The organism is Noviherbaspirillum agri (assembly GCF_054780595.1).
In genome coordinates, this window is the sequence record NZ_BAAGWA010000002.1 from 454,141 (window position 1) to 477,804 (window position 23,664).

Here is a 23,664-nt window from a genome sequence, read left to right on the forward strand (position 1 = left end):
TTGTTAACCGGTTTTGTTGCGCACATGATCGCCGTTCGCCCTGCCATCCAGCGCCAGGCACAGCAGGCAAACATACACCAGGCGCAAGGCGATATCCGGACTCGGTGAGGCGACATAACGCTCCACCAGGTTTGCCGCCGTTTCGATGCCGGTAGAGCGGAGCATGGCGCCTGCCTGCCGCATCGTTTCAAGTGCGTGTTCGTCAAGGTAGGGCCGCCCCGTCATCATCTGATGATCGAGCGTGTTCAACACCGGCTGCAGCACACGCGCAGCAAATGACGGCGTCGTGGTGATGGCCGGTGGCTGGTTCTGCCTGGATTTCAGCAAGCGCAGGATGCGGCCGGCAAGCAGGGAGCCTTGCCTGGCGGGTTCGTCGGCGAAGTCCAGTGACATCACGCATAGGCGCGCTTTCTCTGCCACCAGGAGCGCAACCGGCTCCAGTGTCTGGCCACGCTCTCCACGCCGCACCTGCACGGTCACCGCGCGCATATCGACATTCCTTGCCAGGAGGCGCTCGAGGTTGTCGATGCGTTTCTGGTTATACGCTTCGCAAGACGTCTCCAGGACGAGGCTTCGCCCCTCCCTGTCCTCCAGCACCCACTTCACGGTCTGCGCCGCCTCATCGAGCTGGGGCCGGTGCGTCTTGTGCGGACGCAGGATGACGCAATCCATTCTTTCCGCCCACAGGCCGGCGCCTCGCCGCAAGGTTTCGGATAATGCGTTCCAATCGTCGAAACCCAACGTGTCCCAGCGCGGGTCATCGAGTGCCCATAGCGGCGTTGCAGTGGCTCGCGTGTCGCCGCCCTGCGCAATGCGGCCGTCGTCCGCAAGTCGCGGATTGTCCAGATGCAGCGCCGCCTCGCAGATCTTCTCTGCGGCACCCACACCGGGCCAGATGCTTTGGCGGCTCCAAGCGCCTTTCCTGTCGAAGTTCATGTCGTTGCCGTCCGGTCGCGCCAGTACCGTCTGCAGCACACGCCTTGCAGTCGAATCCCAGAAAGACAGCGTCAGTCCCCTCGCGCCGCCACGCGTCTCCCACCAGTATGCGCCGAGCGGCAGCAGGTCCACGGCATGGTCCTGCTGGAAATCACGCCGCAGCTTTCCGCGCAACGCGATGAGCAACTCGCCTTCGGCGCGCTCCAGTGCGGCGCATAGTGCATGAATGCGCGCCATCATCTCGATGGCTTCGCGCTCGCTGGCGCGGTCGTCGCGACGCGCCAGCCTATCCACGGTACCAGCCAGGTTGCGCAACATGGCGGCAAGTCGCGGCAGACCCTCGGCGCGCGCCGACATGTTGAGCGCACGCAATTGGCCCGCCGTGATCTCACTGACATGGGAAAGGCCGTTGCCGGCCAGCTCGAACAAGGTGCGCCGGATTTGCACCAGAAACGCGTGTTCCGCATCGCTGATCGCGTCGCATTCCGGGATCGCAGCGGGAGCGCTCACGTAATCGGGCCAGGTGAACGGCTTTTCATGCTTCCTCCACACGGCCAGGAGCGCGGTGAGGTGCAGGCCCGTCCGCGCTGCCCCGGCGCTCTCCGATACCATGCCGCCCAGCCCGGCACCGGAGACATAACGCACCATTTGCTGCTGGTCAGGCAACGTGATGACCAGCGTGCGGCCCTGCGAAGCCGTTTCCACGTTCCCGACAGCCGCGAGCCGTTCGGCAGCCTGGCGGACTGCGGACCGTCCGGCTTCCTTGAACAGCGCTTCCGGTGTCAGCGACAGCACTTCTGCCAGCACAGCCGAGTTCGCGTCCGTGCTTGGGTTCCGCTGTGCGTACGTCCTTGCATCGCCTGTCGCAGCGACGGTCCCGGCATCATCAGCCGGCGTTGCACTTCCTTCTGCGCCTGTTTCACCATGCGCTTCCGGCAACTGGCGCAACCAGATTGCCGCTGCGAGGATGTGCTTGCATATGCCGGGTGCCGAGCAGTCGCAACGCGCCTTTTGCGGGCCGTTGCCGTCGAGCTCGACGCATTGGCCATCCGCGCGGATACGGCCGTTGTGTGCGGCGGCATGCGGCAGGTCCAGCCAGTCCACCTTGCCGGCCTCCACGTCCTTGGTGGCGCGCCGCACCAGGCCGGGATTGGCGAGCACCGCCAGTGTCTCGTCATCGAAGCTGCGGTAAACCGCGTACCAGTGCTTGCCCATTTTTTATTCCATCACCTCTGCCAGCCACTCCGCAAAATGCGCAGGAGTCAGTGCGGCAACATGCATTCCCTGGTTGGCGAGCCGCTGCGCCATCTGGCGGTCATAGACAGGATGCGCGCTTTCATCGAGTGCCGCCAGGCCCAGCAGCTTGACGCGCGATTCGGCCAGGCGCTTGACGGAGGACAGCAGCGCACCCGGCGTCGCGCCCTCTTCGAAATCGCTGATCAACGCGAAAACAGTGCGCTGCGGTGTGGTGACCAGCTGCTCGCAGTACTGAACCGCCCGGCCGATATTGGTGCCTCCACCCAGCTGCACGGTCAGCAGCACTTCCACCGGGTCGCTGGCGAGATGGGTAAGGTCGACGACATTGGTATCGAATACCACCAGCCTGACATTCACCGCGGGCAGGCTGGACAAAATGCCGGCGACAACCGCGCTGTACATCACGGAATCGACCATGGAACCGCTCTGGTCGACGCAAAGAAGCACATCCCACGGCAGGTTCTTCTTGACCCGGGCATTGAAGCGAGGGCGCTCGATCACCAGGCGCCGCGTGGCGAGGTCGTAGTGCTTCAGATTCGCGTGGATTGTGGCGCGCCAGTCGAAGTTTTGTGCGCTCTTGATGTGCGTGCGGCGAAAGCGGTTGCGGCGGCCGGTAATCGCATTGACGAACTCGCTGCGCAGCCGCCGGGTGATGTCCTCCACCGCGCGCCGGATCACTTCCCGGACTGCATCGCGCACATCGGCATGCAGGCGTCCGCGCAGGCCGAGCAGCGTGCGCGCCAGCGCCTGGTTGGGTTCCAGCGACGCGATCACCTTGGGATCGCGCAAGAGATCGGTAAGCTGGTATTTTTCGATCGCCTGGGTTTGCATGCGCTCGAATACCTCGTGCGGGAACAGCTTGCGGGCGCGCTGCAACCAGTCGACCGCCCTGATCTGGCTTTCATCGAGCGACCCGCCCGAGCCGCGCCGCAGTCCCCTGGCGTCGTACTCCCGGCCGTAGAGGTAATCGAGCGTCTGGTCGAGGTTCCAGTCTTCCGATGAAAACTGCACGCTTTGCAGTGGCTGCTTCGCATACCGCCCCAGGATCAGGCGCCAGCGCCGCAACACCTCGGCCTTGTCGTCCGGGCTATCCCGCATTGCTTTCCTCCGCGTTGGTTTGTACCCAGCCGATCAGCGCATCGCGTTGCAGGGATTCGCGCAGGGCGAGGTGCAATGCGCTCCCCTGCAACAGGTCCTCTTCCGTCGCCTGGTAATGCGTCTGTGCGAGGTCAATGGCTACGCTCTCCGAGGCGCCGTTCAAGGCATTCAAGGCTTCCGCAAGATCGTTTGTCTCTTGCGGTTTCAATCCCGTGAATGCATGCCGCAGATCCGGCAGGTGCATAACGAAAGTCTGTTCGTCCCAATTGGCCACGACGCGGTTAATCCCGGCACGCAACTCCGGCTGGCAAAGCAGCAGTTCAGGCGCCGCCGCCATGAGCCCCGACAGGAAGCGAACGGACTGCGCCGCCTCGGCGCCGGTGCCGAAACGCTGGGTCAGCAGACCGACCAGTTGTCTCGCGCTCCATTGCCCGTCGAGGAAAAGCATCGCGGCAGCCGCGCCGCTGATGCCGGCGCTGGCATCCGGCACGGCGAGCAGACGAACGAGTTGTGCGTGCAAGAGGCCCTGCCCCGCAGCACTGCCGTCGCCGTCGGCCAGAATGCCGTGCAAGGCGCGGCCGAATTCGCGCAACGACAGGAGATGCTGCACTGCTTCGGCCTCTGCTTCCGCCTTCACTCTGGCCAGATCCGGCAACAGGAAGAGCGCTGACGGCCAAACCTTCTGCATCAGGCCCAGCAGTTCTGGATGCTGTTGCACTCCCAGCGGTTCGCGTGCGCGCCATAGCGTTGCCAGGCGGTGCCCGCAATCAACCACCGAACCGAAATTGGCATCTTCCTCAAGGTGCGCCGACAGCAGGCGGATCAGGCTGGGCAACCGCTCATGCAAGCCGATCAGGCAGGCACGGATGAGAAGTCCGACAGCATGATTGGCGGAACGGGCATGGCCACGGTCGGCCAGCAAGGTTTCCTCGCGCCGCAGCCTGGCCAGCGCCACATCGGCCAGGGTCGCCCCTTCGGAGGACAGCTCGATCAAGCGGGCTTCCACCAGTGGCGTCCATGCGTTGCGCCACTCCTCGATCATCAGATCGAGACGACTATTGCCCAGGAAATCCGGGCCGGACTGACACTTGGCAAGTCCGGTATCCAAGTAGGTCATCAGGTGGAAGAAACGGCTGCGTTCGCGGTGCGAAGGCTTGCGGTACAAATCGAGGTGGGACGTGCGCGGCTCGCTGTCATCCAGCCGCACGCCATTGCGGCTTGCCATACGCCGCGCGTCTTCCAGCAGGGGCGGCGAACCAGCCGATGGAGGGATGTTTCCGATGCGGGATCCGCCCAGCAGGCGCCGCAGATCGCTGGTCAGTCCCTGCGTGCCATCATGGATGGCGCCCTTGATGAAGCATGAACGCACGGCGTCGAGCAGATCCTGCCGGCCGGGACCGGCGTGGCCGCGCAGCTCGGCAAGCCGGACTGCCTGGATCACTGCAGACTGCACGTTGGCAGACGATATCTGATCGACAAGGCCACGTGCGCGGCTTTGCTGGGCGAAGCTGGTCAGGCAGTCGATCGTCACCTGCAGCAGGTGGTCTTGCCGCTCCCGCAGCTGGGCTTGCAGGCCTTGCTGACCTTGCTGACCTTCGGACATCCCGGCCTGCAATTTCTCCCAGACCCACTGGTAATAGGCCGGCGAAGGCATGCCGGCGCCATAGCCGTTGAGCGCATCAAGCTGGTCGAAGCTGTAGCGGATCAACCAGCTGTTCCCGTCGCCGTCGCTTGCGCCCGAAAGCGAATTCCGTTTGGTGCCCTTGCCCTTTGCCGGTGCCGGGTTCTGTTCGCGCCAAAGCCCTGTCAGCGCCAGCGTATGAAAGCCGCCGGTGACAACGACAATCGGGCCATCGAGCTGACGCCGCCACTGCGCGATGTGCGCTGCCATATGCCGTTCGCGGGGAAGGCTGCCTTCCGCCTCCAGCACTTCCGGCTCGTAGTCCGCCCTCGCCATGGCGCAATAGGAAAACACATCGGAGAACAGTTCACGCCAGTTCGCCATTTCCGTCACAGAACGCAACTCGAACAGGTGGTCCCACAATTCATCGTGGTCGCGGCAACCGGTACGTGCAGCAAGCGCATTCAGATAAGCGCTGTGCGCCAGATAGCGCTCGGCCATGAGACTTTGCGCCTCGGTGGATGCGTCATCGGCACGCTGCCTTGCCGAATTCCATGGCCGGTCAATGAATGCCAGCTGCGCGCCTAGCGCGGCGCCCTCGTGCAGCGCAACCCATTCCGGGCTGTAATCACAGAAAGGAAAAAACGCAGTGCCGCTACGGGGTTCTTCTTCGGCACTGTCCGCGTCCTCTTCCTTTGTTCTTTTCGCAGCGTGTGGCTGAATCTGGCACAGCACGGCAACCGGCGGTTTCGTCTTGTCGTCGAGCAGCAAGGGAATCAGCTTGCCGAACGTGTCGGGCCCTTCAATCAGCACCGCTGCGGGCCGCAGCTCGCGAATCATCGCCTGCAGAGCATAGGCGCAGGCGGGGCTGTGATGCCGCACCGGCGCGAAATACACCCCATCCGCAAACAGACGGTCCAGTCCGGCCCTGACCTCGTCCGGTAATGTGCCGGGATTGATTGCGCTTACGCCCACAGTTTGCGCGCTGCGTCGTGGAACGTTTTCCAGTGATCGTCGCGGCGCGCCCTTTCCCGCACAACGGTGTCGAAATAGTGGCGCACGCGCTTGAGGTCCTCTGCATTGTCCTTGAAGACGACACCCTGCAACTGGCTTGCGAGCTCCTGTGCGGTCAACCGCCCCTCGCCGAAGTATCGTGCCTCCAGCGCGGCCGCATACACCACGTTGACGGCCTCGGCAGTGGACATGACCGCATCGGGGGTCTTGATGGCCGTGCCTTCCCTGGTTTGCCCGGCGCGCAGTTCCTGGAAGGTCGTGACCAGCAGGGACACCACATCCCGCGGGACGATGACGTTGGCACCGACTGCTTCCAGCTCACGTTGCAGCTGTTGCAGGACAAGCTCCACCTCGAAGGCATGATCGCGGATCGGGCGCACGGTTTCGAAATTGAAGCGCCGCTTCAGCGCCGAGGACATTTCATGCACGCCGCGGTCGCGCAGGTTGGCGGTGGCGATGATATTGAAGCCGCGCCGCGCATGGACGCGCGCGTCATCACCGAGCTCGGGAATCATCATCTGCTTGTCCGACATGAGCGAGATCATCACGTCCTGGATCTCCGGCGGACAGCGCGTGATTTCTTCGAAGCGGACCAGCTTCCCGGATTGCATCGCCTGGTAGAGCGGGGACGGCACGAGCGCGCGCTTGCTTGGTCCCTCGGCCAGCAGCAGGGCATAGTTCCATGAATACTTGATGTGGTCTTCGGTCGTCCCCGCCGAGCCCTGGATCGTCAGGCCGGAGTCGCCGCTGATGGCGGCCGCCAGCAGCTCGGACAACAGCGACTTTGCGGTGCCGGGTTCGCCGACCAGCATCAATCCCTGATGCCCCATCAGTGTCACGATGGCACGGTCCACCAAGGGGTCGTCGCCATAAAACTTGCGGCTGACTTGCAGTGTTTCGTCACCCAGGATGAAACGCCGTACCGATCGTGGCGACAACTGCCAGCCCTCGGGACGCGGGCCTGAATCTGCGGCACGCAGCCGGTCGAGTTCGTCACGGTAGCGCGACTCGGGGCTTGCGCGGACAACCGTGTCCGACGTGGAGGCCAAAGCCGGATCATCTCTTTTCTGCATGGTCATGGATTCACTCACCAAGGTATTTTCTTTTCCCATCCGGCGTCATAGCCGGCACAGGCATCTGCTATCGCGTGATAGTCGGCGTAGGCTTCCGCCAGCAGCACCGGCGGCACATCCTTCAGTGCCATCGAACGCTCGCGGTAGCCACGCACTTTCAGGTTCTCGAACCCCACGGTCTTGAGTGCGGCCGGGACGTTCTCTTCCGGGAGGGTATTGCCAGAAAACTCGATGACAACGCGTACGCCGGCGCTAGTGAAGTCCTTGGTGTACAGGTAGAAGAAACCTCCGTCTTCCGCCTGCGCACGCTGGTAGCCGAGCTTGCTGAATGCGCCACGCAAGGTGAAGGTATCGCTGAACCAGCCGAGGCGATCCGCAATCGTGTTCCTTGCATCGCCGGCATGCGCCGAGGTCAATGCCCCCTTCTGCAGTGCGGCAAGGTCCGGGAGCAGGCGCGCCATCTGCGGGAAGAGCGGCGTCACCTTGTAGTCCTTGAAGTGCGCATGCCATGCCTTGGCTTCGTCGCTGCCGACAAGCGAGCCGTGTGCGAGTCGAAGCCGGCTGCCGGCTGCCGGCTCCACCTCGTTGTCTTCCACATCGATCAGGCTGCCGTCTTCGGTGGGACGCAGCAAGCGCAGGATCTGTCCATCTCCGGGCACTTCCTGCCATACAAGCCGTTGCACGAGACGGCCGACGATCGGATGCCGGTACAGATACTGATGCCACTCCTCTGCCGGCCACAGGCGGCCGGCGCACATCGCCTCATAAAGACGGGCGGTCTGCATCTCGATCACCTGCTTGAGCTCCTTCTTGCAGGTGGCAAACAGCGACTTGGCTTCCTTGATGCTTTCGGGTGCATCGTTCTGCCGCGCCTCGGGCAGCGCCTTGACGACCTTCCCTTCCGGGTTGTGCAGGACCGGCTTCATCGCCTCATCGAGCGTGACGTAAAACAGTCGTTCGCCGTATTGCAGGTCAAGGCGTCCGCTCTCATCGAAGCCGGCAGTGGGGATGGTGCGGTCTGCCAACTGGTCTTGCGTCCAGCCGTTGCGGTTCGCGATATCGGCAACCAGCGCGCGCGCCTTCTCCTGGACGGAGGCGGTGCGATAGCGACGCGACAGGCCGAGCAGCATCTGGATCACCACCGGGTCGTTGGCGACGGCTGCCGCCTCGATCATTGCCTCGATCTGTGCGCGCCGCTGGTAGTGGTCGCGCATGTAGCCTTGCAACAGGCTGACGATCTCATGGCCGGGCGTGCCATGGATCAGGGCGAGAATGCCTTTCTCGCCGATCGCACTGCCCAGGTATTCGCTCATCTTTTCCCGCTTGACCTGTTCGAATACCTGCTCCGGCGTCATCTTGCCCTGGGCTTCGTAGTATTCAGGCCATTTGCGCGCCCACTCCTGATACTGCTGGTAACGCTGCTGCGCGTTTGCCTGCGCATGCGCGATGCCCTCTTCCAGGCTCGGATGCAGGGTGTCACGCGTGATGAACTGGCGCAGGACGACACTGCCCAACGCTGCCCTGCTGCGCTCGTCCAGCAGTTGCAGATAGCGCTCCAGCAAGGCATTTCCTCCCGGCTCCTTGAGCTTGCAGGCAAGGATGACCCACCAGCGGATGATTTCCGGCTCCACCGCGCCGCCGTTCTGCCACGAACAGGCGGGCAAGCCATCGAACAGGAACCAGGCAAGGCCCGCCGGTGTCTTGGCTTTCAGCCCCTTCTGCGCTTCGGCGCGCAGCACCTCGGGAGCCAGCCGTGGAGAAATATCTTCGCCGAGGCGTTCCAGCGCCGTCAGCATCGCCGCGCGTGCCGTTTCACGCGATTCCTTGTCCAGCGCCTTGTATAGCGCCGGCACCGCATCGCGATAATCGAGGTCGGCGAGCCAGCGCGCTGCTTCGATACGAATTTCCTGCTTGCTGGACGCGAGCGACTCGATCACGCGCCGTCCGATATCCGGCAATCGTCCCAACACTTTCTGGGCCGCACCGCGATGCATTTTCCCCTCGCCCAGCGCAATTTCCATCAACCGGGGCAACCACCTCGCCGGGATGACGGGGAACGTCGCGAGGACGTCAAGCGTCTGTCCGAGCTCGAGATTGTCGTACTGCCCGCGCTGGGCAGCACGCAGGCCGAGCCCCTCATCGATGAATTCCGGATGCTCCGCAAAGAAGGGCCACACCCGTTCTGCCGGCAATGCATCCATGGGACGCATACTGTCGGTCCACCAGGCGCGCAGGCAAGCCAGGGCGATGCTGTCGACCGTATAGCCAGAGCGAGAAAGAAGGTCCGAGAGCATGCGCAAGTCGATGGCACTGGTATCCTGCCGCTGCAGCCACTTCTGAAAACGCTGGTCGTACCAGAAAAAACCGCCGCGGCGGTTGGTATTGCTGAGCCAGCGGATCAAATGAGCGATGCCGAATTCCGGCAGTGTTTCCAGCTTGTTGCCAAAGCCGATCGTTTCGTTGATGCCGTTGTGCTCGAAGACCTTGGTGTTGCCGCCCTTGCCGTTCAATACCTCGACGGCCTTTCTCAAATCGCCATCGGTGAGCTTGGCATAGTCCTTGTAGTGCTTCTGTCGCCAGGTGTACTTGTACTGGGCGGTCTTGTTCTGCTCGCTTTCTTCCTCGGCGGCCTTGCGATGCCGCTCCAGCAGCTCGATCCGGTTGGCCATCAACAGCTGTACTGCATCCTCTCCCAGCTGTTTTTCCTCCAGCTTCTGCCATGCCGGCGGCTCGGGGAGGTCCAGCGTGCTGGCATCGTCGGCTGCCTGCAATCGGGAAAGCGCCGCCCGGATCGCCTGCTGCACCGGCTTGCTGGTTTCTTCAGCGAGCGCCTTTTCCAGCAAGGAGGCGCTTTGCCCGCCTTGCGTGCGCGCCAGCAGTTCTGCCGCATGGGTGCGCGCCTCGGTCTCTCCCTTGGCCAGCATGTCGGCGAGTATGTCCGTGCACTGCTGCACCGGGACTTTCTCGAGATGCGCTGCCGCGACGGCGCGTACGGTCTTGCCGCTGTCAACAGCAAGACGCACGAGCAAGCGCGCAAACGGTGCAGTCAATCCTCTTCCGTTGCCGATCCTGCCGGCCAGCACGCATCGCCCGCTTGCGGAGAGCTGCCCGGTCAGCGACTCGACTGCATCACGGTGGGCAAGCATGTAATCGTCCAGGCCGTCAGCGGCCAACAATCGCGCAAATACTCGGTCCTGGTAATAGGCATCGATGCCCTTGCGCTCGAAGATCAACTGCAGCGCATGCGTGCCAGGCAGCCCTTCTGCCGCAAGCAGATCGTGAATGAGGTTGACGTTCCAGATCGGACGATTCTTCTCGGTAACGGTGGGATTGTAGGTATCAAACGACGCGCAGAGCGCATCGTTTGCAAGATACTGCAGCCAGTCAGGAACCTGGGCGCCGGTGCGCACAAGCGAACTGCCCTGATCGGCCGCTTCCAGTGCCTTCCCAAGGCGAACCAGGAGTTCGATATGCTCCGGATCGCGCTTGATCCCCTCATAGAAGAGATTCCTGCTTCTCAGGCTGCCTTCGATGGCACTGATCTCGGCCTTGTTGGGGGAATGAAAATAGAAACCTCCGCTTACCCGTCCCGGATTGCCCAACAGTCTCCCGGCATTGGGAGCAGCCCTGCGCAGGTCGAGCAATACATCCTCCCCTTCGCCGCTGACAATGAACTCGCCAGCGCGCTCCGGCAATGCCTTGTCGATGAAAGCGAGCCCTTGCAGGCCCTTCTTCAACAGAGAAGCATCGGATGAAAACGTGTGACGCGCCGCGTGCAGTACGTCCTTGAGCTTGTTGAGCATGAGATGATCCGTCCCCGAATTTATTGTGCTTGTCGAGTCCGTGAAGGCCACGCAGCGGGCTTTCACAGGCATGTGCTTCAATGCTGCCATCGGGAAACGATTTTACAAGCGGCTTATTGCTGCAACTGTATCTTTTTTGACAAAAGGTGTGCCACTTGCAACGTGGAAGCCCCCCATGAACATGGGATGCACGCGCTCTTGCACCGATCCGTATTCGGTCAGCATCGCGTGTGGCACCCTGCCGGGCATCGCCGCCTTGCACAAGCGCGCTTTCATCCTGACCGGATCAGGCGAGGATGGGGAAGGAAACGGGAAAGTGTGATGCCGGCGAATGGCCCGGGATTTCTCCCGTCGCCACCAGCCGGCGAGCAGGTCGGGTGCCGAACGGCACCCGGGGAGCACTGCGTTCCTGCACGGCAGGAACGCATGATCAGTCCATCAGTCGCGCGAGAACGACTTGCCGCTGAAATCGTAAGTGATCAGGTTGCCGTCGAGCTTGCCCATGCCGGGCGAGTTCATCGGCATGCCGGGCGCGGCCACACCTTTCACATTCGGGCGCGCGATCAGCTTGTTGATCGCTGCGGCGGGCACGTGGCCTTCGATCACCTGGCCGGTCTTGTCGACGACGGCGGTGTGGCAGGAGCCCATGGACTCCGGCACGTTGAATTTCTTCTTGATGGCGGACATGTCGTCGTGGTTGATGGCCTTGACCTTGAAGCCGGACTCGCGCAGGTGATCGACCCAGCCTTCGCAGCAGCCGCAGTTCTTGTCCTTGTAGACGGTGATCGTCTCGCCGGCGGCGTAAGTGACGCTGCAGGCAGCGGCAAGCAGGGTGGCGACAATTGACTTCTTCATCATGACGTTCCTTCACTTCGTATTTGATAACGCTCGACTCTCTCGCATCCGGGAATGGTGTTCCCAGTCGCAGGGCTGTCAGGGCAATGTGAGCTTGACCGACTTCTCGATCGGCGGGTAGCAGACGCCCAGTTTTTCATGGCAGCCCTGATAGGACGCCACAAGGGTGACGTTGTTCGCTTTGCCGGTGCGATTCAACGTGATCTCAGCCGGCGTGGCCTTGCGATAGACCTCTGTCTTGCCGAAGGTCTGGTCGACCTTCACCTCGCCCGCCGGCAGCCTGACCGCGCTGATCGTCACGCCGTTCGCATCTTTCAGCGAGAAGCGCATTCTTTCCCGGTAGGCGTAATAGCCTTTGGCAGGGGTGACGTTGGCGACGATGGTATTGGGTCCCTTCACCCTCACGTCCAGCTTGAAGGCGAGATCGGGCTCGATCAGTTCGTCTTCGCTGGGCGAGGAAAACAGGTTGCTCAAGGCACCCTTGGCGCCGCCCGGCGAACTCGATTGCTGTGCGGTGGCGGGTGCGACCTGCGCGAACGCCAGCAAGGCGAGAATGATTATCCCGACGCGATTCTTCATTTTGAGAACTCCGATCCTGGTTCCGACTTCACTACAAGAATAAGCAAGTTGCGTACCTCATGACAGGCTTGCAAGCGGCACGCGATGCCCGGCTTGCCCGCCCGTCTCCGCTGCGCAGCACGCGGCGGAGTGAGCGCATATAGCGAGGCTTGCTTCGCCGTTTACTTCGCTGCTTCAATCCTGGTAACGGTCAGCGCACCGTTGACCTTTTCCGCCGCAAAGCGGATCTTGTCGCCCGGCTTGACCTGATCGAGCATGGCCGGATCCTTGACGCGGAAGACCATGGTCATGTTGGACATGCCGAGGTTTTCGATCGGGCCGTGCTTGATAGTCATCTTGCCGGCGTCCTTGTCGACCTTTTTCACCTCGCCATCAGCCATAGCGGCTGCAGCGGCGGAGGTTTTCATCACCGTGCCGTGCCCATGGTGCGCATGCTGCGCGATCGCAAATGCCGGTGCGGAGAGTGCGGCGACCAGTGCGAGTGCGAGGGTGGTTTGCTTCTTCATGCTGCTTCCTTTCCTTGATTCCCAACGAAGTACGAAAAATCAGTTATCCCCATGCGGGGCGTGCTTATGAGCGGACGACGACCTTGATCTTGCCGATCATGCCGGCGTCGAAATGCCCCGGGATCAGGCAGGCGAAGTGAAAATCGCCGGGGCGGTTGAAGGTCCAGACGAGTTCCTGGCGCGTACCCGGCTTCACATGCGACATGTGCGGCTCGTCATGCTCCATTTCCGGAAACTTCTTCATCATCCTGTCATGTTCCTTCAAGTCTTCCATGGTGCCGATGACCATCTCGTGCATCATCCTGCCGCGATTGGCCACGACGAATTTTACTGTTTCGCCCTGCCTGACCGTGATGTTATCCGGTACGAAGCGCATGTTGTCAGTCATGGCGACCTTGATGGTGCGCGTCGCCTTTTGCGGATCGCCGGCAATGCCGAAGACCTTCTGTTCCGCGCTGGCAGGATCGAAAGCGGGCTTCGCGTGCTGCTTGTTGCCATGCGCGAGTGCCGGCGCCATTGTCATGCCACACGATAGCAGGACGAGCGTAGCGCCCAGCATGGCCTTGGCAGTGGAGGTGTATTTCATGTGCATCTTCTTTCGTGTTGCGTGATTCAAATGCCGGCGCCATGCGAACGGTTTAATGGTGTCCCTCATGGCCGTTCGGCTTGCGTGCCTTCATCTCCATATTGGCCGGTTTGTTTGCAGGCGGCATGGATTGACCGCCCGGTGATTTGCTGCGTGCGGGTTCCGGCAGCGCGCCCTGCCATTCATAGGCGACAGTGCCGGCCGGATGCCTGTACCAGCCTGGATCGCTGTAATCACCCGGCTTCTGGTCCTTGCGCACCTTCACGATAGTGAACATGCCGCCCATCTCGACGCTGCCGAACGGTCCCTGCCCGGTCATCATTGGCAGCGTATTTTCCGGCAGCGGCATTTCCATTTCGGCCATGTCCGCCATGCCGCGCTCACCCATCACCATATAGTCGGGCACCAGCTTGTTGATCTTCTGCGCGATGCCGCGATGGTCCACGCCGATCATGGTCGGCACATTGTGGCCCATCGCATTCATCGTATGGTGCGACTTGTGACAGTGAAAGGCCCAGTCGCCCGGGTCCGTCGCATCGAACTCGATGGCGCGCATCTGGCCGACACCGACATCGGTCGTGACTTCCGGCCAGCGCGCGGACGGCGGCACCCATCCGCCATCGGTGCCGGCCACCACGAATTCATGCCCGTGCAGGTGGATCGGATGGTTCGTCATCGTCAGGTTGCCGACGCGGATGCGCACGCGATCGCCCTGGCGCACGACCATCGGATCGATGCCGGGGAATACGCGGCTGTTGAAGGTGAACAGATTAAAGTCCAGCATCGTATTGACGCGCGGCGTGAAGCTGCCCGGGTCGATGTCGAAACTGCTCGTCAGGAACACGAAATCGCGGTCGACTTTCTGGAACCTCGGATCCTTCGGATGCGTGACCCAGAACCCCATCATGCCCATTGCCATCTGCGTCATCTCGTCCGCATGCGGGTGGTACATGAATGTGCCTGGGCGCTTCGCAATGAACTCGTACACAAACGTCTTCCCGGGCGGGATGCCGGGTTGCGTGAGGCCGGTGACGCCGTCCATGCCGTTCGGCAGCCGCTGCCCGTGCCAGTGGATGCTGGTGTGCTCCGGCAGCTTGTTGGTGACGAAGATGCGCACGCGGTCGCCTTCCACCACTTCAATCGTCGGGCCCGGCGACTGGCCGTTGTAGCCCCACAGGTTGGCCTTCATGCCCGGGGCGATTTCGCGCACGACCGGCTCGGCCACGAGGTGGAATTCCTTGACGCTGTTGTTCATGCGCCATGGCAGCGACCAGCCATTGAGCGTGACCACCGGGTTGTACGGGCGGCCGTTTGGCGGCGTCAGCGGCGGCTGCGTCGCGGCATTGGCCATCAGCTGCGCTTCCGGCAGTGATGCGGCACCGACGCGGCTGACCAGGCCGGCGCCGATCGCGACTGCGCCCGCCCCCATGAAAAAATCCCTGCGTGAAACCATTGTTGTTCCTCTCTTAATGCCCTTGTGCGGCAGCAGGTGCCGCAGACTGCACACGCAACGCCGTCGCCCCACCGCCACTGCCGTTGATCGCCATCTGCAGGTCGGTCTCGGTCAGCCAGTAATCGCGCTGCGCCTCGATCGCGGCATTGACGCTGCCGATCTGGTCGCGCGCATCGGCGAGCAGTTCGAACACGCCGATCAGCATGCCGTTGTAGCGCAGCAGCATTTCATCCGAGATTTTCTTCCGCAACGGCACGATCTCGTCACGGTAATGCCGCGCCAGATCGTAGGCGGTGCGATAGGCGGAATACGCCTCCCGTACTTCGGAGCGTGCGCGAATCGCGGTATCTGCGGTGCGCTGCACCGACTGCATGTAGATCGCTTCGGCCTTGGCCGTGCGCGCGCGGCCCCAGTCGAAGATCGGCAGTTCCAGCTCGATCTCGTAGCCGTTGGCGCGCGGCGCATCGGTCTCGCTCTTGTTCGCGTAGCCGGCATGCAGCACGTTGATGAAACCGGTCGCCTTCGTCAGGCCGAGCGCGCTTGCGGTCATTTCGGCATCGCGCTTTGCCATTTGCACATCCAGCCTTTGCCGCATGGCTTGGGACTCGATGTCGGCGACGGCTTTTGGTTCTTTCGGCAAAGCGGGCAGGCGCTCCGGCAACTTGATCGCCGCAACCTGCTCGCCCCAAACGCCCGTCAGGCGCGCCAACTGCTCGCGCGCCGCAGTGGCGTTGTGCCTTGCGCGCGCAACCTGCGCAGTGGCCTCGGCATAGAAAGCCTGCTCGCGTGCTTGGTCGAGCTTGCTCCAGTTGCCGACTCTGGCCATCTGCTGCGCCAGCTGTGCGCCGGCCTCGGCCGCACTGGCGACCTGTTCCATGTACTGCGCGGTCTGCCGCGCGGCGACGGCATGGAAATAGGCCTTGCGCGTGTCGGCTGCCAGCCGCACCGCCTGCGCTGCGGCCTGCAGCTTGGCCTGCTCGAAGCGTCGGGCTTCGATATTGCTGCGCATCGGAATGGTCAGCAGGCCGACCAGGTCGAACATGATGCTGCGCTCGATTTCCACATCGTCGCCGCCGCGCATGCGGGAAAAGGAAAAGCCGGGGTTGCGCATGCGGCCCGCCTGCACCAGGTCGGCCTCGGCAATGCCGAGTTCCGCAAACGATGCCTGCAAGCCTTTATTGTTCAGCAAGGCAAGCTGCACTGCGGTGTCCGGCGTGAGCGGCGTGCCCAGCAGCTGCCGCACCGGGCCGTCGACGTCGCTGGCAGACCTGGAGACCTGCACGGCCTGCCCGGTGCGCTCTTGCGCCATGCCGGAGACAGCATTCATTCCCCCGTCCTGCGAGAACGTCGCGCACCCCGCAAGGACGAGGGCAATTGCTGCCGCGACGGCTGGTTTCAGACGCAGTGATAAACGTCGGATATTCATTGTTGCAATCCCTCTTCCTGATGGTCCGCGTGGCCCACACCATGCCCCTCGCGCACCGGCATCGGGGAAGCCGCTTCAGTTGCCTCGGCCGGTGCAGCGGCGCCGTCGCTCTCGCCCGATGCGATATGCCCGGAATGACCGCCGAGCTTTCCGACCGTAGCGTTGGCCGACCGCCAGGTTTTATCGGGCGACTCCTGCTCCTCGAGTGCTGCCCGATAGGACTTGAAGACGGATTCGTAGGTAATGGGCGTTCCCGACGCACGCGCGTCCACCGGATCGGACAGTGTCTGTTGCCCGGCAATGGCGCCCGGCGGCAATGCGCTCAGCATCGCCACGGCGGCCCAATGGAAAAATGACATGATGACCTCTGCTTCGCTCGACTTGATGGCGCGGCGCGCAATTGCGCCGTTTCGTGAAAGCCGGGACGCGCGACAACGCGCGGCCACGGCGCTCGATTCAATCAAGCAGCGAAGCGAGGCGGACGTTCAGGCGCGGACGGAACATGGCCCGCGAGCAGGGAGGCAGGAGAAAGGATGATGGCTTTCGAAGCCGTCGGCTCCGGAGTCGGCAACGTGGCCGATGGTGGCGCAACCGCGCCAAAACAGCAGGCGGCACAAGCGGCGCAATACGCGCTGGCACTATCACTAGTCGGCGCGGCATCGCCGGCATCGTGGCTTGCAACGGTCGCTTCCGCGTGATGATGGCCGGCCATGTCGTGTTGATCGAAAGCACCCTCGTGCACATCGACATGCGCGTGCGCATGCTGCCCCGCCATCATGGCTGCCGACGACAGCGCATGGTGCGCGGGACCGCAAGCGGCCTTGGTTACCGCCGCCAGCCCCTGCAGGGGCAGCGCGGCGATCACTAGCCAGAGCAACAATGTCTTGAGGGCGCGGTGCATTCAAACAGTCTAGCAGAAGGTGCGGCAATACTTTGCCGCAGGATTGGACGGTACTTTAAACCTTCCCATCGCAGCAAGGTCAAGTGCTTTTCAATGGAAAAAACATGGGCAAGCTTGACGATGAACGCGACGCTGCCTGCACATCGGAGTCTTCAGCAAAACAGATATTGCCGAGCTACAAATCGTGGTGGCTTCACGCATAGCTTTTCGGACTGCGACTATTTGACAGCCACTTTTGATAGTCGCTTTTGACAGGCAATTGCGCGGGAAGTGCAGCGTCCATGCCTGTGCTTTTTGTGCGTGCAAAAATGAAAACGGCCCGCAAAGCGAGCCGTTGGAATTTGACCCTGTCGCACAGTGCCAGCACCCCAAGAACCCTGGGTCCATGGGGGTCGGAAGTGGCATGGCTTCGGGTTCATCGCATCGCGACAATCTCTCCCACCATGACGCATTTCCAACCAATGCGCGTCGATCGTCCAAAGGATGTTTGGGCACGTATTAGCGCGACAGGTGAAGCTCATACTACGCTCTTGTCCGTTTCTGTCAAGGCCGTTCGGACACCGATGCGCGATTATTTTTGCGGACCGTTTTTCGAGGTTTAGTGTGTGCCGGGCAAGAGCTTGAAAAGAAGTTAACGAATCATCCTGAACCTATTGCAACAACGAAGCGGATGGCTGCGACGAAATGCGATAACAACGCGTTCCTACAGCACGTAGAACAGAATGGCGAAATAATGAACCGCACTCCCGGCGATCACGAACAAGTGCCATATTCCATGCGCATGCCGCAAGCGTACGTCCAGTGCATAGAACACGATACCCAGCGTGTACACGAGCCCGCCGGCGGCTACCCATGCGAAGCCGGTCGCGCCTAGTGCTGCCTTCAACGGGACAAGCGCTGCCAGCGCTGCCCATCCCATCACAACATAGATCAGCATCGAGAGAATCCGCGCACCATTCCTCGGCCGCAGTTCCTGCAACATGCCCAGCAGTGCCAGCCCCCATACCGTGCCAAACAAGGACCAGCCCCATGTTCCGCGTAACGAGACGAGGCAGAACGGCGTGTAGCTTCCTGCGATGAGCAGGTAAATGCTGTGATGATCGAACTTGCGCAACAACGTTTTTGCTCGCCCTTTGACGCTGTGGTAGAGCGTGGATGCGCTGTAAAGAATGATCAGCGTGGCACCGTAGATCGATACGCTCACCACCTTCCATGGGTCGCCATCAAGTGACGCCATCACGATGATCAGCACTGTGCCGACAAGAGCCAGAACAGCGCCGACGAGATGCGTCCATGCATTGAGTTTTTCGCCGTAGTACATCGCTCCGCCCCCGTGATTTAGCCGCAACGGCATCGACTATGCCCCAGATGCCAGTCTGATGCAGCAATTTGCGCCCTGACGCCATGCTCCGCACCTTCGCATTGGCATCGTCTGCGCACTCAGCCGCATGGCGTTCTGTTACATTACCGGCAACTATTTCAAGGAAACAACATGGCGAGAATCAATAAAAAAGCCTTGGCAATACTTCTGGTCGCATCGATCGGCACCGTAGCGGCCGGTGCATGGTGGATGAAAAGCCAGCGCTCCATGCTCTCCGCAGGCGGCGATGCAGTATTATCCGACGTAAATACACCGTTTGCGGTCAGCAGTTGCCTCGCCCGGCTGCATGACGACAAGCCGGCCCTCGCCGTGGTGCTTTCCAATAGCGTCGCTAGCGACCAGGCACTGGACAAGCTGATCGAGGTCAGCGATCTGGGCGAGGCGAGGACAGCGGAAGCAAACACATCAACGCAAGGCAGCGTGGTGAAAGGCGGCTGGATCGTTGCCGACAACCCGCATGTGTTGCTTTTTCCCTTCGTAAAGCCAGGGCATCAGTACCGCGTCAACATGAGCGCGGCGCTGGCCGCATCCTCCGGTCGTCAACTCGATCAGGCGCATAGCTGTGTCATTCGCAGCGACGAGATGGCGCCATCCTACTTTTTCGCCAGCAAAGGCACGGTCCTGCCAGCCGGCCTGAATGGCGGCCTGCCCGTGGTCACCGTGAACATTCCTGAAGTGGATGTGGAGTTCCTGCGGGTGTCGCCGGAAAAGCTCCCGGCATTCATCGACATGGTCGTTGGCAAGCGGCGCGGTGATGACAGCACAGAAGACGAGGAAAGCAACGAGGGTTATGACGACCACTGGGCAACCCGCAACAAGCTGAAAGGCCAGACCTCCGGATGGCAATTGAATGCGCTGCAGGGCATCGCCGAGAGCGTCTACAGCAATCGCTTCATCACCACCGACGCGCCGAATACGCGCAAGGTCAGTTTCCTCCCGGTTGAGAAGATCACCGAACTCAAGGAGCCCGGCATCTATGTTGCGGTGATGCGACGTCCCGGCTTCTTCGACAATGATTACCAGGTCACGTATTTCTACGTCAGCGACATCGGCCTGCACGTGCGTCGCCAGGTCAAGCAAACCGACGTGTTTACCACATCGCTCTTGAGCGGCAAGGCGCAGGGCAGCGTCGAACTGGAAGTACTGGGCGAATCAGGCAAAGTGCTGTTGCGCGGCGCCACCGACAGCAATGGCCATGGTGTATTGCCGGGCTTGCCTGATGGCGCACGCCTGCTGCTGGCAAAACGCGGCAAGGAAACATCGATCATCGCGCTGCAGGAGCCGGGGCTTGATCTGGCGGAATTCGATATCGGCGGACATTTGCCGCGCGACGTCAAATTGTTCGCCTGGTCGGGCCGCGACCTGTATCGCCCCGGTGAAAAATTCACGGTATCGCTGATGGCGCGCAGCGCCGACGGCACTGCCCTGCCGCCAATGCCAGTCAAGGTAGAACTGAAAAAGCCGAGTGGCGACGTGGTCAACGCCAATATGTGGCAGCCCGACTCGAAGACGCCGGGTTACATGCAACACAACATCGACCTGCCCGCCGATGCCGCCACCGGAAAATGGACACTGGAATTCCGCGCCGATCCCTCGGCCAGGCGCGCCGATGCGATCTACGGTTTCCAGGTCGAGGAATTCCTGCCCGAGCGGATGAAGCTCACGCTCAAGAGCGATACCACGCCATTGTCCGCTGGCGACGACTTCCGTGTCGACGTACAGGGTGACTACCTGTACGGCGCCCCGGCAGCCGGCAATCGCTTGCTAGGCAGCGTGTCGCAGGAACGCGCGCGCGCTCCCTTCCCCAAAGAGTGGCCAGGATTTCTGTTTGGCGACGTCGGCGACGACAAGACGAAGAACCGTGCGGAATTGCCGGAAACCTCGCTGGACGACACCGGCAAGGCAACGCTGGACGTACCGTTCGACACCATGGCGACATCACCGATGCGCGTGCGTGCATCGCTGAGCCTGCTGGAATCCGGCGGACGTCCGGTGGTGCGTTCCATCGAGCGGTTGTGGTGGCCTGCTGATGCCATGATTGCGGTCCGCCCTGCGTTCGAAAGCGATGTTGCGCGCGAAGGCAGCATGGCCGAGTTCGAGCTGATTCGCACCACGCCCACCGGCAAGTTCGCGCCGCTGAAACAGGCACAGTTCCGCCTTGTGCGCGAAGACCGCCAATACTACTGGCGTTACGACGCCGGCCGCGGCTGGCATTCCGGCTATTCCGAAGCAGAAGAAACCATCTACGCCGGCGCGCTGGACTTGCAGAAGCGCGCAAAGCTGACCGTGCCGGTGAACTGGGGCACTTATCGCCTCGAAGTCACCGACCCCGAAACGAAAATGATCCTGCGCTACCGCTTCTATGCGGGCTGGAATGCGCAGGATGCAGAGAGCGTCGGCAACCGTCCCGACCGCGTGCGACTGCAACTGGAAGGCGCGCCTGCCAAGCCGGGAAGCGACGTGAAACTGAAGATCGTGCCTCCGCACGATGGCGAGGCGCTCGTCCTGGTCGAAGCCGACAAGGTGTTGTGGAGCACCCGTGTGGCAGTGCGCACGAGCGGCACCACCGTGACGATCCCGGTCGACAAGAGCTGGAACCGCTCGGACATGTATGTGTCGACGGTAGTCTTCCGCCCGGGCAGCCAGGGTGATCGCGTGACGCCCGCTCGCGCCGTCGGCATGACGTGGCTGCCGCTGGTACGAGAGTCGCGCAAGCTCAATGTGAAAGTGACCGCGCCCGCGCAGGTCGAACCGGAAAAGCGCATGGTCGCCAAGGTGAAGGTCGACGGCGCTGCCGGCAAGCAGGCGATGGTGACGGTATCGGCGGTGGACGTCGGCATCCTGAACATCACCAATTTCAAGACGCCGGATCCGTTTGACTTCTTCTTTGGCAAGCACCGCTTCGGCGCCGAGCTGACCGACATCTACGGCAAGCTGATCGAACGCATGGACGGCACGCCGGGCAAGATCAAGTGGGGCGGCGATGCCGGCAAGCGCGACACCAAGAGCATGCCGAAGAAGGTCAAGCTCGTCGACATCTTCTCGGGTCCGGTGCAACTCAATGCGCAGGGCGAAGCCGATGTGCCCCTGAACATTCCCGACTTCAACGGTACCCTGCGTTTAATGGTCGTGGCGTCGACGGCCGACGCATACGGCAATGCCGACCGCGAGGTGGTCGTGTCGGCGCCCATCGTGGCGGAGATCGCCATGCCGCGCTTCATCGGGCCTGGCGACAATTCCACGCTGGCGCTGGATGTGACCAACATGATGCAGGGCGAGCAAGACATCCAGATCAGGCTTAGCGCCGACAAACTGCTGCGCGTGACGGATGGTGAGCGCAACGTCAAGCTGGCGCCGCGCCAGCGCAACATCCTGCGCTTCAACGTGGAGCCGACCGAGGCGTTCGGTTTGTCGCGCGTGATGCTGGATGTGAAAACCGGCGGCGCGAAACCGGTGACGATCCACCGGGAATTCGCGCTGCAGATCCAGCCGCCAGTGCCGCGCGAGCAGGATGCACGGCGACTGCGTGTCGAGCCGGGCAGCAGCCAGCGGCTGGACGCGAATATGGTCGAGCGCTTCTTTCGCGGTTCGGCGACCCTCAGCGTCGCCATCGCCAGCCGGCCACCGCTGAATGTGCGCAGCATCGTCAAGGGACTGCTGGATTATCCCTACGGCTGCGTGGAGCAAACCACCAGCGCAGCCTATCCGCATGTGTTCATTGATGAAGAGAGTGCGAAAGCGGTCGGGCTGGAACCGCGCACACGCGAGCAGCGCGCAAAGTTTATCGAAGGCGCCATCGGCCGCATTGCTGGCATGCAGGGTGCAACCGGCGGCTTCCGCCTGTGGAACGGCGATACCGGCCCCTACGAAGGCTGGCTCACGCCGTATGTCACCAGCTTCCTGATGGATGCGCGCGACGCCGGCTTCAATGTGCCGGAAGACGTCACCAGGCGCGCGCAACAGTGGATGACAGAACGGCTCAACGGCGCAGCCAACCAGTTCTCGCCCCTGCCTGCATCGGTGAAGCCGGATGCAAACGATCGCTACCACTGGCGTGACTACGACCTGATCCGCAACAGCCATCAACGTTTTGCGGAGCTGGCGCACATCGGCTACATGCTGGCGCGCGAACAGAAGGCGTCCCTCGCGTCCTTGCGCCTGCTGCATGACCAGTACCGTGACCGTGCGCGCTCCCCACTGCCGCTAGTGCACCTGGGCATCGCCCTGCAGTTGATGGGGGACAGCAAGCGCAGCGAAGCCGCGATTGCCGAGGCGATGACCAGGCCCTATGGCATACATACAGACATGGGCTGGGACTGGCTGGGAGATTACGGAACCGACGTACGCGATCAGGCAATGTCCTATGCACTCCTGCTGCGTCACAAGGTCAATCATCCGCAGCGCGAAACCCTGCTGCTCAATCTGGCCGACCGGCTCGGCAAGCCGCGTGGTTATTTTTCCACGCAAGAGCGCATCGCGCTGTTCCTGGCGGCGAGAGCAGCTGGCGGCAGCACAGCCGATCCATGGGAAGCCGTGCTCAAGACGGCCGACGGCAGCATGACGTTGACGTCGAAGGACAGTGAAGTGCGCAGCTTCGACCCGGCGCTGGCGCTCAAGAGCATCTCCATCGAGAACAAAGGCAGCCATCCGCTGTGGATCGAGGTCGAGGCAAGCGGCTTCCCGCTGAAACTGCCGGTGCCGAGCACGGAGAAAATGTCGCTGGAGCGGAAGTGGTTCACCACCGACGGCAAGCCGTGGAAAGGCGGCAACCTGACAGTCGGCGACATGCTGCTGGTCCGCGTCACCGCAAAATCCAGGCAGGTGATCGAGGATGCGCTCATTGTCGACCATATCCCTGCCGGGCTGGAAGTGGAGAATCTCAACTTGTCGCAAGGGCCACAGGCCGGCGAATTCATGATCGATGGTGTGAACCTGGCGACCGCGATGAGCGATCCCCGCATCAAGCACAAGGAGTATCGCGACGACCGCTTTGTCGCCGCGCTCAGGCTTGATGGCAATCAGGCAAACCTGTTCTACATGCTGCGCGTTGTCACTCCCGGCCGCTTCCATGTACCCGGTCCGTACGCGGAAGACATGTATCGTCCCGACATCCGAGCATACGGGCCGTCGTCGGAACCGGTGACCGTGGTCGATCCACGCAACGGGACGAAGTAG

18 protein-coding genes are annotated in these 23,664 nt (G+C 62.0%); 5 read left to right on the top strand and 13 right to left on the bottom strand.

Features of this window, described 5'->3' with window-relative positions; translation table 11 throughout:
* Window positions 1-3 precede the first annotated feature (3 nt).
* Genes ACYVIA_RS04820 through ACYVIA_RS04840 form a run of 5 tightly spaced genes read right to left on the bottom strand, consistent with a single transcriptional unit; the run spans window position 4 to window position 10,802 of the window.
* Window positions 4-2,151, bottom strand: coding sequence for an SWIM zinc finger family protein (locus tag ACYVIA_RS04820; protein ID WP_460838406.1), 2,148 nt, complete (start codon window positions 2,149-2,151; stop codon window positions 4-6).
* Between the two features lie 3 nt (window positions 2,152-2,154).
* Complete coding sequence (locus ACYVIA_RS04825) at window positions 2,155-3,291, bottom strand: VWA domain-containing protein (RefSeq protein WP_460838409.1); 1,137 nt, start codon at window positions 3,289-3,291, stop codon at window positions 2,155-2,157.
* Entirely contained in the window at window positions 3,281-5,887 is a 2,607-nt protein-coding gene (locus ACYVIA_RS04830; RefSeq protein WP_460838411.1) for a DUF5682 family protein, read from the bottom strand. Before ACYVIA_RS04830 ends, ACYVIA_RS04825 begins: the two co-directional genes overlap by 11 nt.
* Window positions 5,878-6,999, bottom strand: a complete 1,122-nt coding sequence (locus ACYVIA_RS04835) for an ATP-binding protein (RefSeq protein WP_460838414.1) — start codon at window positions 6,997-6,999, stop codon at window positions 5,878-5,880. The genes ACYVIA_RS04830 and ACYVIA_RS04835 overlap by 10 nt, the downstream gene beginning before the upstream one ends.
* 14 nt (window positions 7,000-7,013) lie before the next feature.
* Entirely contained in the window at window positions 7,014-10,802 is a 3,789-nt protein-coding gene (locus ACYVIA_RS04840) for a DUF4132 domain-containing protein (protein WP_460838416.1), read from the bottom strand.
* A 175-nt stretch (window positions 10,803-10,977) separates the two neighbouring features.
* Between ACYVIA_RS04840 and ACYVIA_RS04845 the strand changes: the two genes are divergently transcribed.
* Window positions 10,978-11,124, top strand: a complete 147-nt coding sequence (locus ACYVIA_RS04845) for a hypothetical protein (RefSeq protein WP_460838419.1) — start codon at window positions 10,978-10,980, stop codon at window positions 11,122-11,124.
* A 116-nt stretch (window positions 11,125-11,240) separates the two neighbouring features.
* On the opposite strand, the gene ACYVIA_RS04850 is transcribed toward ACYVIA_RS04845, so the two are convergent.
* The 7 genes from ACYVIA_RS04850 to ACYVIA_RS04880 form a co-directional block, all read right to left on the bottom strand.
* The gene (locus ACYVIA_RS04850) at window positions 11,241-11,660 is read right to left on the bottom strand and encodes a DUF411 domain-containing protein (RefSeq protein WP_460838421.1); all 420 of its coding nucleotides are present in this window, start codon (window positions 11,658-11,660) and stop codon (window positions 11,241-11,243) included.
* Between the two features lie 75 nt (window positions 11,661-11,735).
* A complete protein-coding gene (locus ACYVIA_RS04855; protein WP_460838423.1) occupies window positions 11,736-12,236 on the bottom strand; it encodes a protein-disulfide reductase DsbD N-terminal domain-containing protein in 501 nt (166 codons plus the stop codon).
* Window positions 12,237-12,397: 161 nt separating this feature from the next.
* Window positions 12,398-12,742, bottom strand: coding sequence for a copper-binding protein (locus ACYVIA_RS04860; RefSeq protein ID WP_460838425.1), 345 nt, complete (start codon window positions 12,740-12,742; stop codon window positions 12,398-12,400).
* A 64-nt stretch (window positions 12,743-12,806) separates the two neighbouring features.
* Entirely contained in the window at window positions 12,807-13,328 is a 522-nt protein-coding gene (locus ACYVIA_RS04865; protein WP_460838429.1) for a cupredoxin domain-containing protein, read from the bottom strand.
* A 52-nt stretch (window positions 13,329-13,380) separates the two neighbouring features.
* Window positions 13,381-14,781 carry a multicopper oxidase family protein gene (locus tag ACYVIA_RS04870; RefSeq protein ID WP_460838431.1) on the bottom strand — a complete coding sequence of 467 codons (1,401 nt, stop codon included), beginning with the start codon at window positions 14,779-14,781 and terminating at the stop codon, window positions 13,381-13,383.
* 13 nt (window positions 14,782-14,794) lie between these two features.
* On the bottom strand, window positions 14,795-16,207 hold the full coding sequence (locus tag ACYVIA_RS04875; RefSeq protein WP_460838434.1) for a TolC family protein: 1,413 nt from the start codon (window positions 16,205-16,207) through the stop codon (window positions 14,795-14,797).
* Window positions 16,204-16,566, bottom strand: a complete 363-nt coding sequence (locus tag ACYVIA_RS04880) for a hypothetical protein (protein ID WP_460838436.1) — start codon at window positions 16,564-16,566, stop codon at window positions 16,204-16,206. The genes ACYVIA_RS04875 and ACYVIA_RS04880 overlap by 4 nt, the downstream gene beginning before the upstream one ends.
* Between ACYVIA_RS04880 and ACYVIA_RS04885 the strand changes: the two genes are divergently transcribed.
* Genes ACYVIA_RS04885 through ACYVIA_RS04895 form a run of 3 tightly spaced genes read left to right on the top strand, consistent with a single transcriptional unit; the run spans window position 16,565 to window position 17,075 of the window.
* Entirely contained in the window at window positions 16,565-16,744 is a 180-nt protein-coding gene (locus ACYVIA_RS04885; RefSeq protein ID WP_460838438.1) for a hypothetical protein, read from the top strand. The genes ACYVIA_RS04880 and ACYVIA_RS04885 overlap by 2 nt on opposite strands.
* A complete protein-coding gene (locus tag ACYVIA_RS04890; RefSeq protein ID WP_460838439.1) occupies window positions 16,741-16,905 on the top strand; it encodes a hypothetical protein in 165 nt (54 codons plus the stop codon). Before ACYVIA_RS04885 ends, ACYVIA_RS04890 begins: the two co-directional genes overlap by 4 nt.
* Window positions 16,878-17,075: a hypothetical protein gene (locus tag ACYVIA_RS04895; RefSeq protein ID WP_460838441.1), complete on the top strand. Its 198-nt coding sequence runs from the start codon at window positions 16,878-16,880 to the stop codon at window positions 17,073-17,075. Before ACYVIA_RS04890 ends, ACYVIA_RS04895 begins: the two co-directional genes overlap by 28 nt.
* 736 nt (window positions 17,076-17,811) lie before the next feature.
* Here the strand turns inward: ACYVIA_RS04895 and trhA are convergent.
* Window positions 17,812-18,429, bottom strand: coding sequence for a PAQR family membrane homeostasis protein TrhA (gene trhA, locus ACYVIA_RS04900; protein ID WP_460838444.1), 618 nt, complete (start codon window positions 18,427-18,429; stop codon window positions 17,812-17,814).
* A 171-nt stretch (window positions 18,430-18,600) separates the two neighbouring features.
* Between trhA and ACYVIA_RS04905 the strand changes: the two genes are divergently transcribed.
* Complete coding sequence (locus tag ACYVIA_RS04905; RefSeq protein WP_460838446.1) at window positions 18,601-23,664, top strand: alpha-2-macroglobulin family protein; 5,064 nt, start codon at window positions 18,601-18,603, stop codon at window positions 23,662-23,664.

Bases quoted from the DNA above. Each gene is read 5' to 3' on its own strand.
- ACYVIA_RS04820 (WP_460838406.1), bottom strand. From the start codon at position 2,151: ATGGGCAAGCACTGGTACGCGGTTTACCGCAGCTTCGATGACGAGACA.
- ACYVIA_RS04825 (WP_460838409.1), bottom strand. From the start codon at position 3,291: ATGCGGGATAGCCCGGACGACAAGGCCGAGGTGTTGCGGCGCTGGCGC.
- ACYVIA_RS04835 (WP_460838414.1), bottom strand. From the start codon at position 6,999: ATGCAGAAAAGAGATGATCCGGCTTTGGCCTCCACGTCGGACACGGTT.
- ACYVIA_RS04840 (WP_460838416.1), bottom strand. From the start codon at position 10,802: ATGCTCAACAAGCTCAAGGACGTACTGCACGCGGCGCGTCACACGTTT.
- ACYVIA_RS04845 (WP_460838419.1), top strand. From the start codon at position 10,978: ATGAACATGGGATGCACGCGCTCTTGCACCGATCCGTATTCGGTCAGC.
- ACYVIA_RS04850 (WP_460838421.1), bottom strand. From the start codon at position 11,660: ATGATGAAGAAGTCAATTGTCGCCACCCTGCTTGCCGCTGCCTGCAGC.
- ACYVIA_RS04855 (WP_460838423.1), bottom strand. From the start codon at position 12,236: ATGAAGAATCGCGTCGGGATAATCATTCTCGCCTTGCTGGCGTTCGCG.
- ACYVIA_RS04860 (WP_460838425.1), bottom strand. From the start codon at position 12,742: ATGAAGAAGCAAACCACCCTCGCACTCGCACTGGTCGCCGCACTCTCC.
- ACYVIA_RS04865 (WP_460838429.1), bottom strand. From the start codon at position 13,328: ATGAAATACACCTCCACTGCCAAGGCCATGCTGGGCGCTACGCTCGTC.
- ACYVIA_RS04870 (WP_460838431.1), bottom strand. From the start codon at position 14,781: ATGGTTTCACGCAGGGATTTTTTCATGGGGGCGGGCGCAGTCGCGATC.
- ACYVIA_RS04875 (WP_460838434.1), bottom strand. From the start codon at position 16,207: ATGAATATCCGACGTTTATCACTGCGTCTGAAACCAGCCGTCGCGGCA.
- ACYVIA_RS04885 (WP_460838438.1), top strand. From the start codon at position 16,565: ATGATGACCTCTGCTTCGCTCGACTTGATGGCGCGGCGCGCAATTGCG.
- ACYVIA_RS04880 (WP_460838436.1), bottom strand. From the start codon at position 16,566: ATGTCATTTTTCCATTGGGCCGCCGTGGCGATGCTGAGCGCATTGCCG.
- ACYVIA_RS04890 (WP_460838439.1), top strand. From the start codon at position 16,741: ATGATGGCTTTCGAAGCCGTCGGCTCCGGAGTCGGCAACGTGGCCGAT.
- trhA (WP_460838444.1), bottom strand. From the start codon at position 18,429: ATGTACTACGGCGAAAAACTCAATGCATGGACGCATCTCGTCGGCGCT.
- ACYVIA_RS04905 (WP_460838446.1), top strand. From the start codon at position 18,601: ATGGCGAGAATCAATAAAAAAGCCTTGGCAATACTTCTGGTCGCATCG.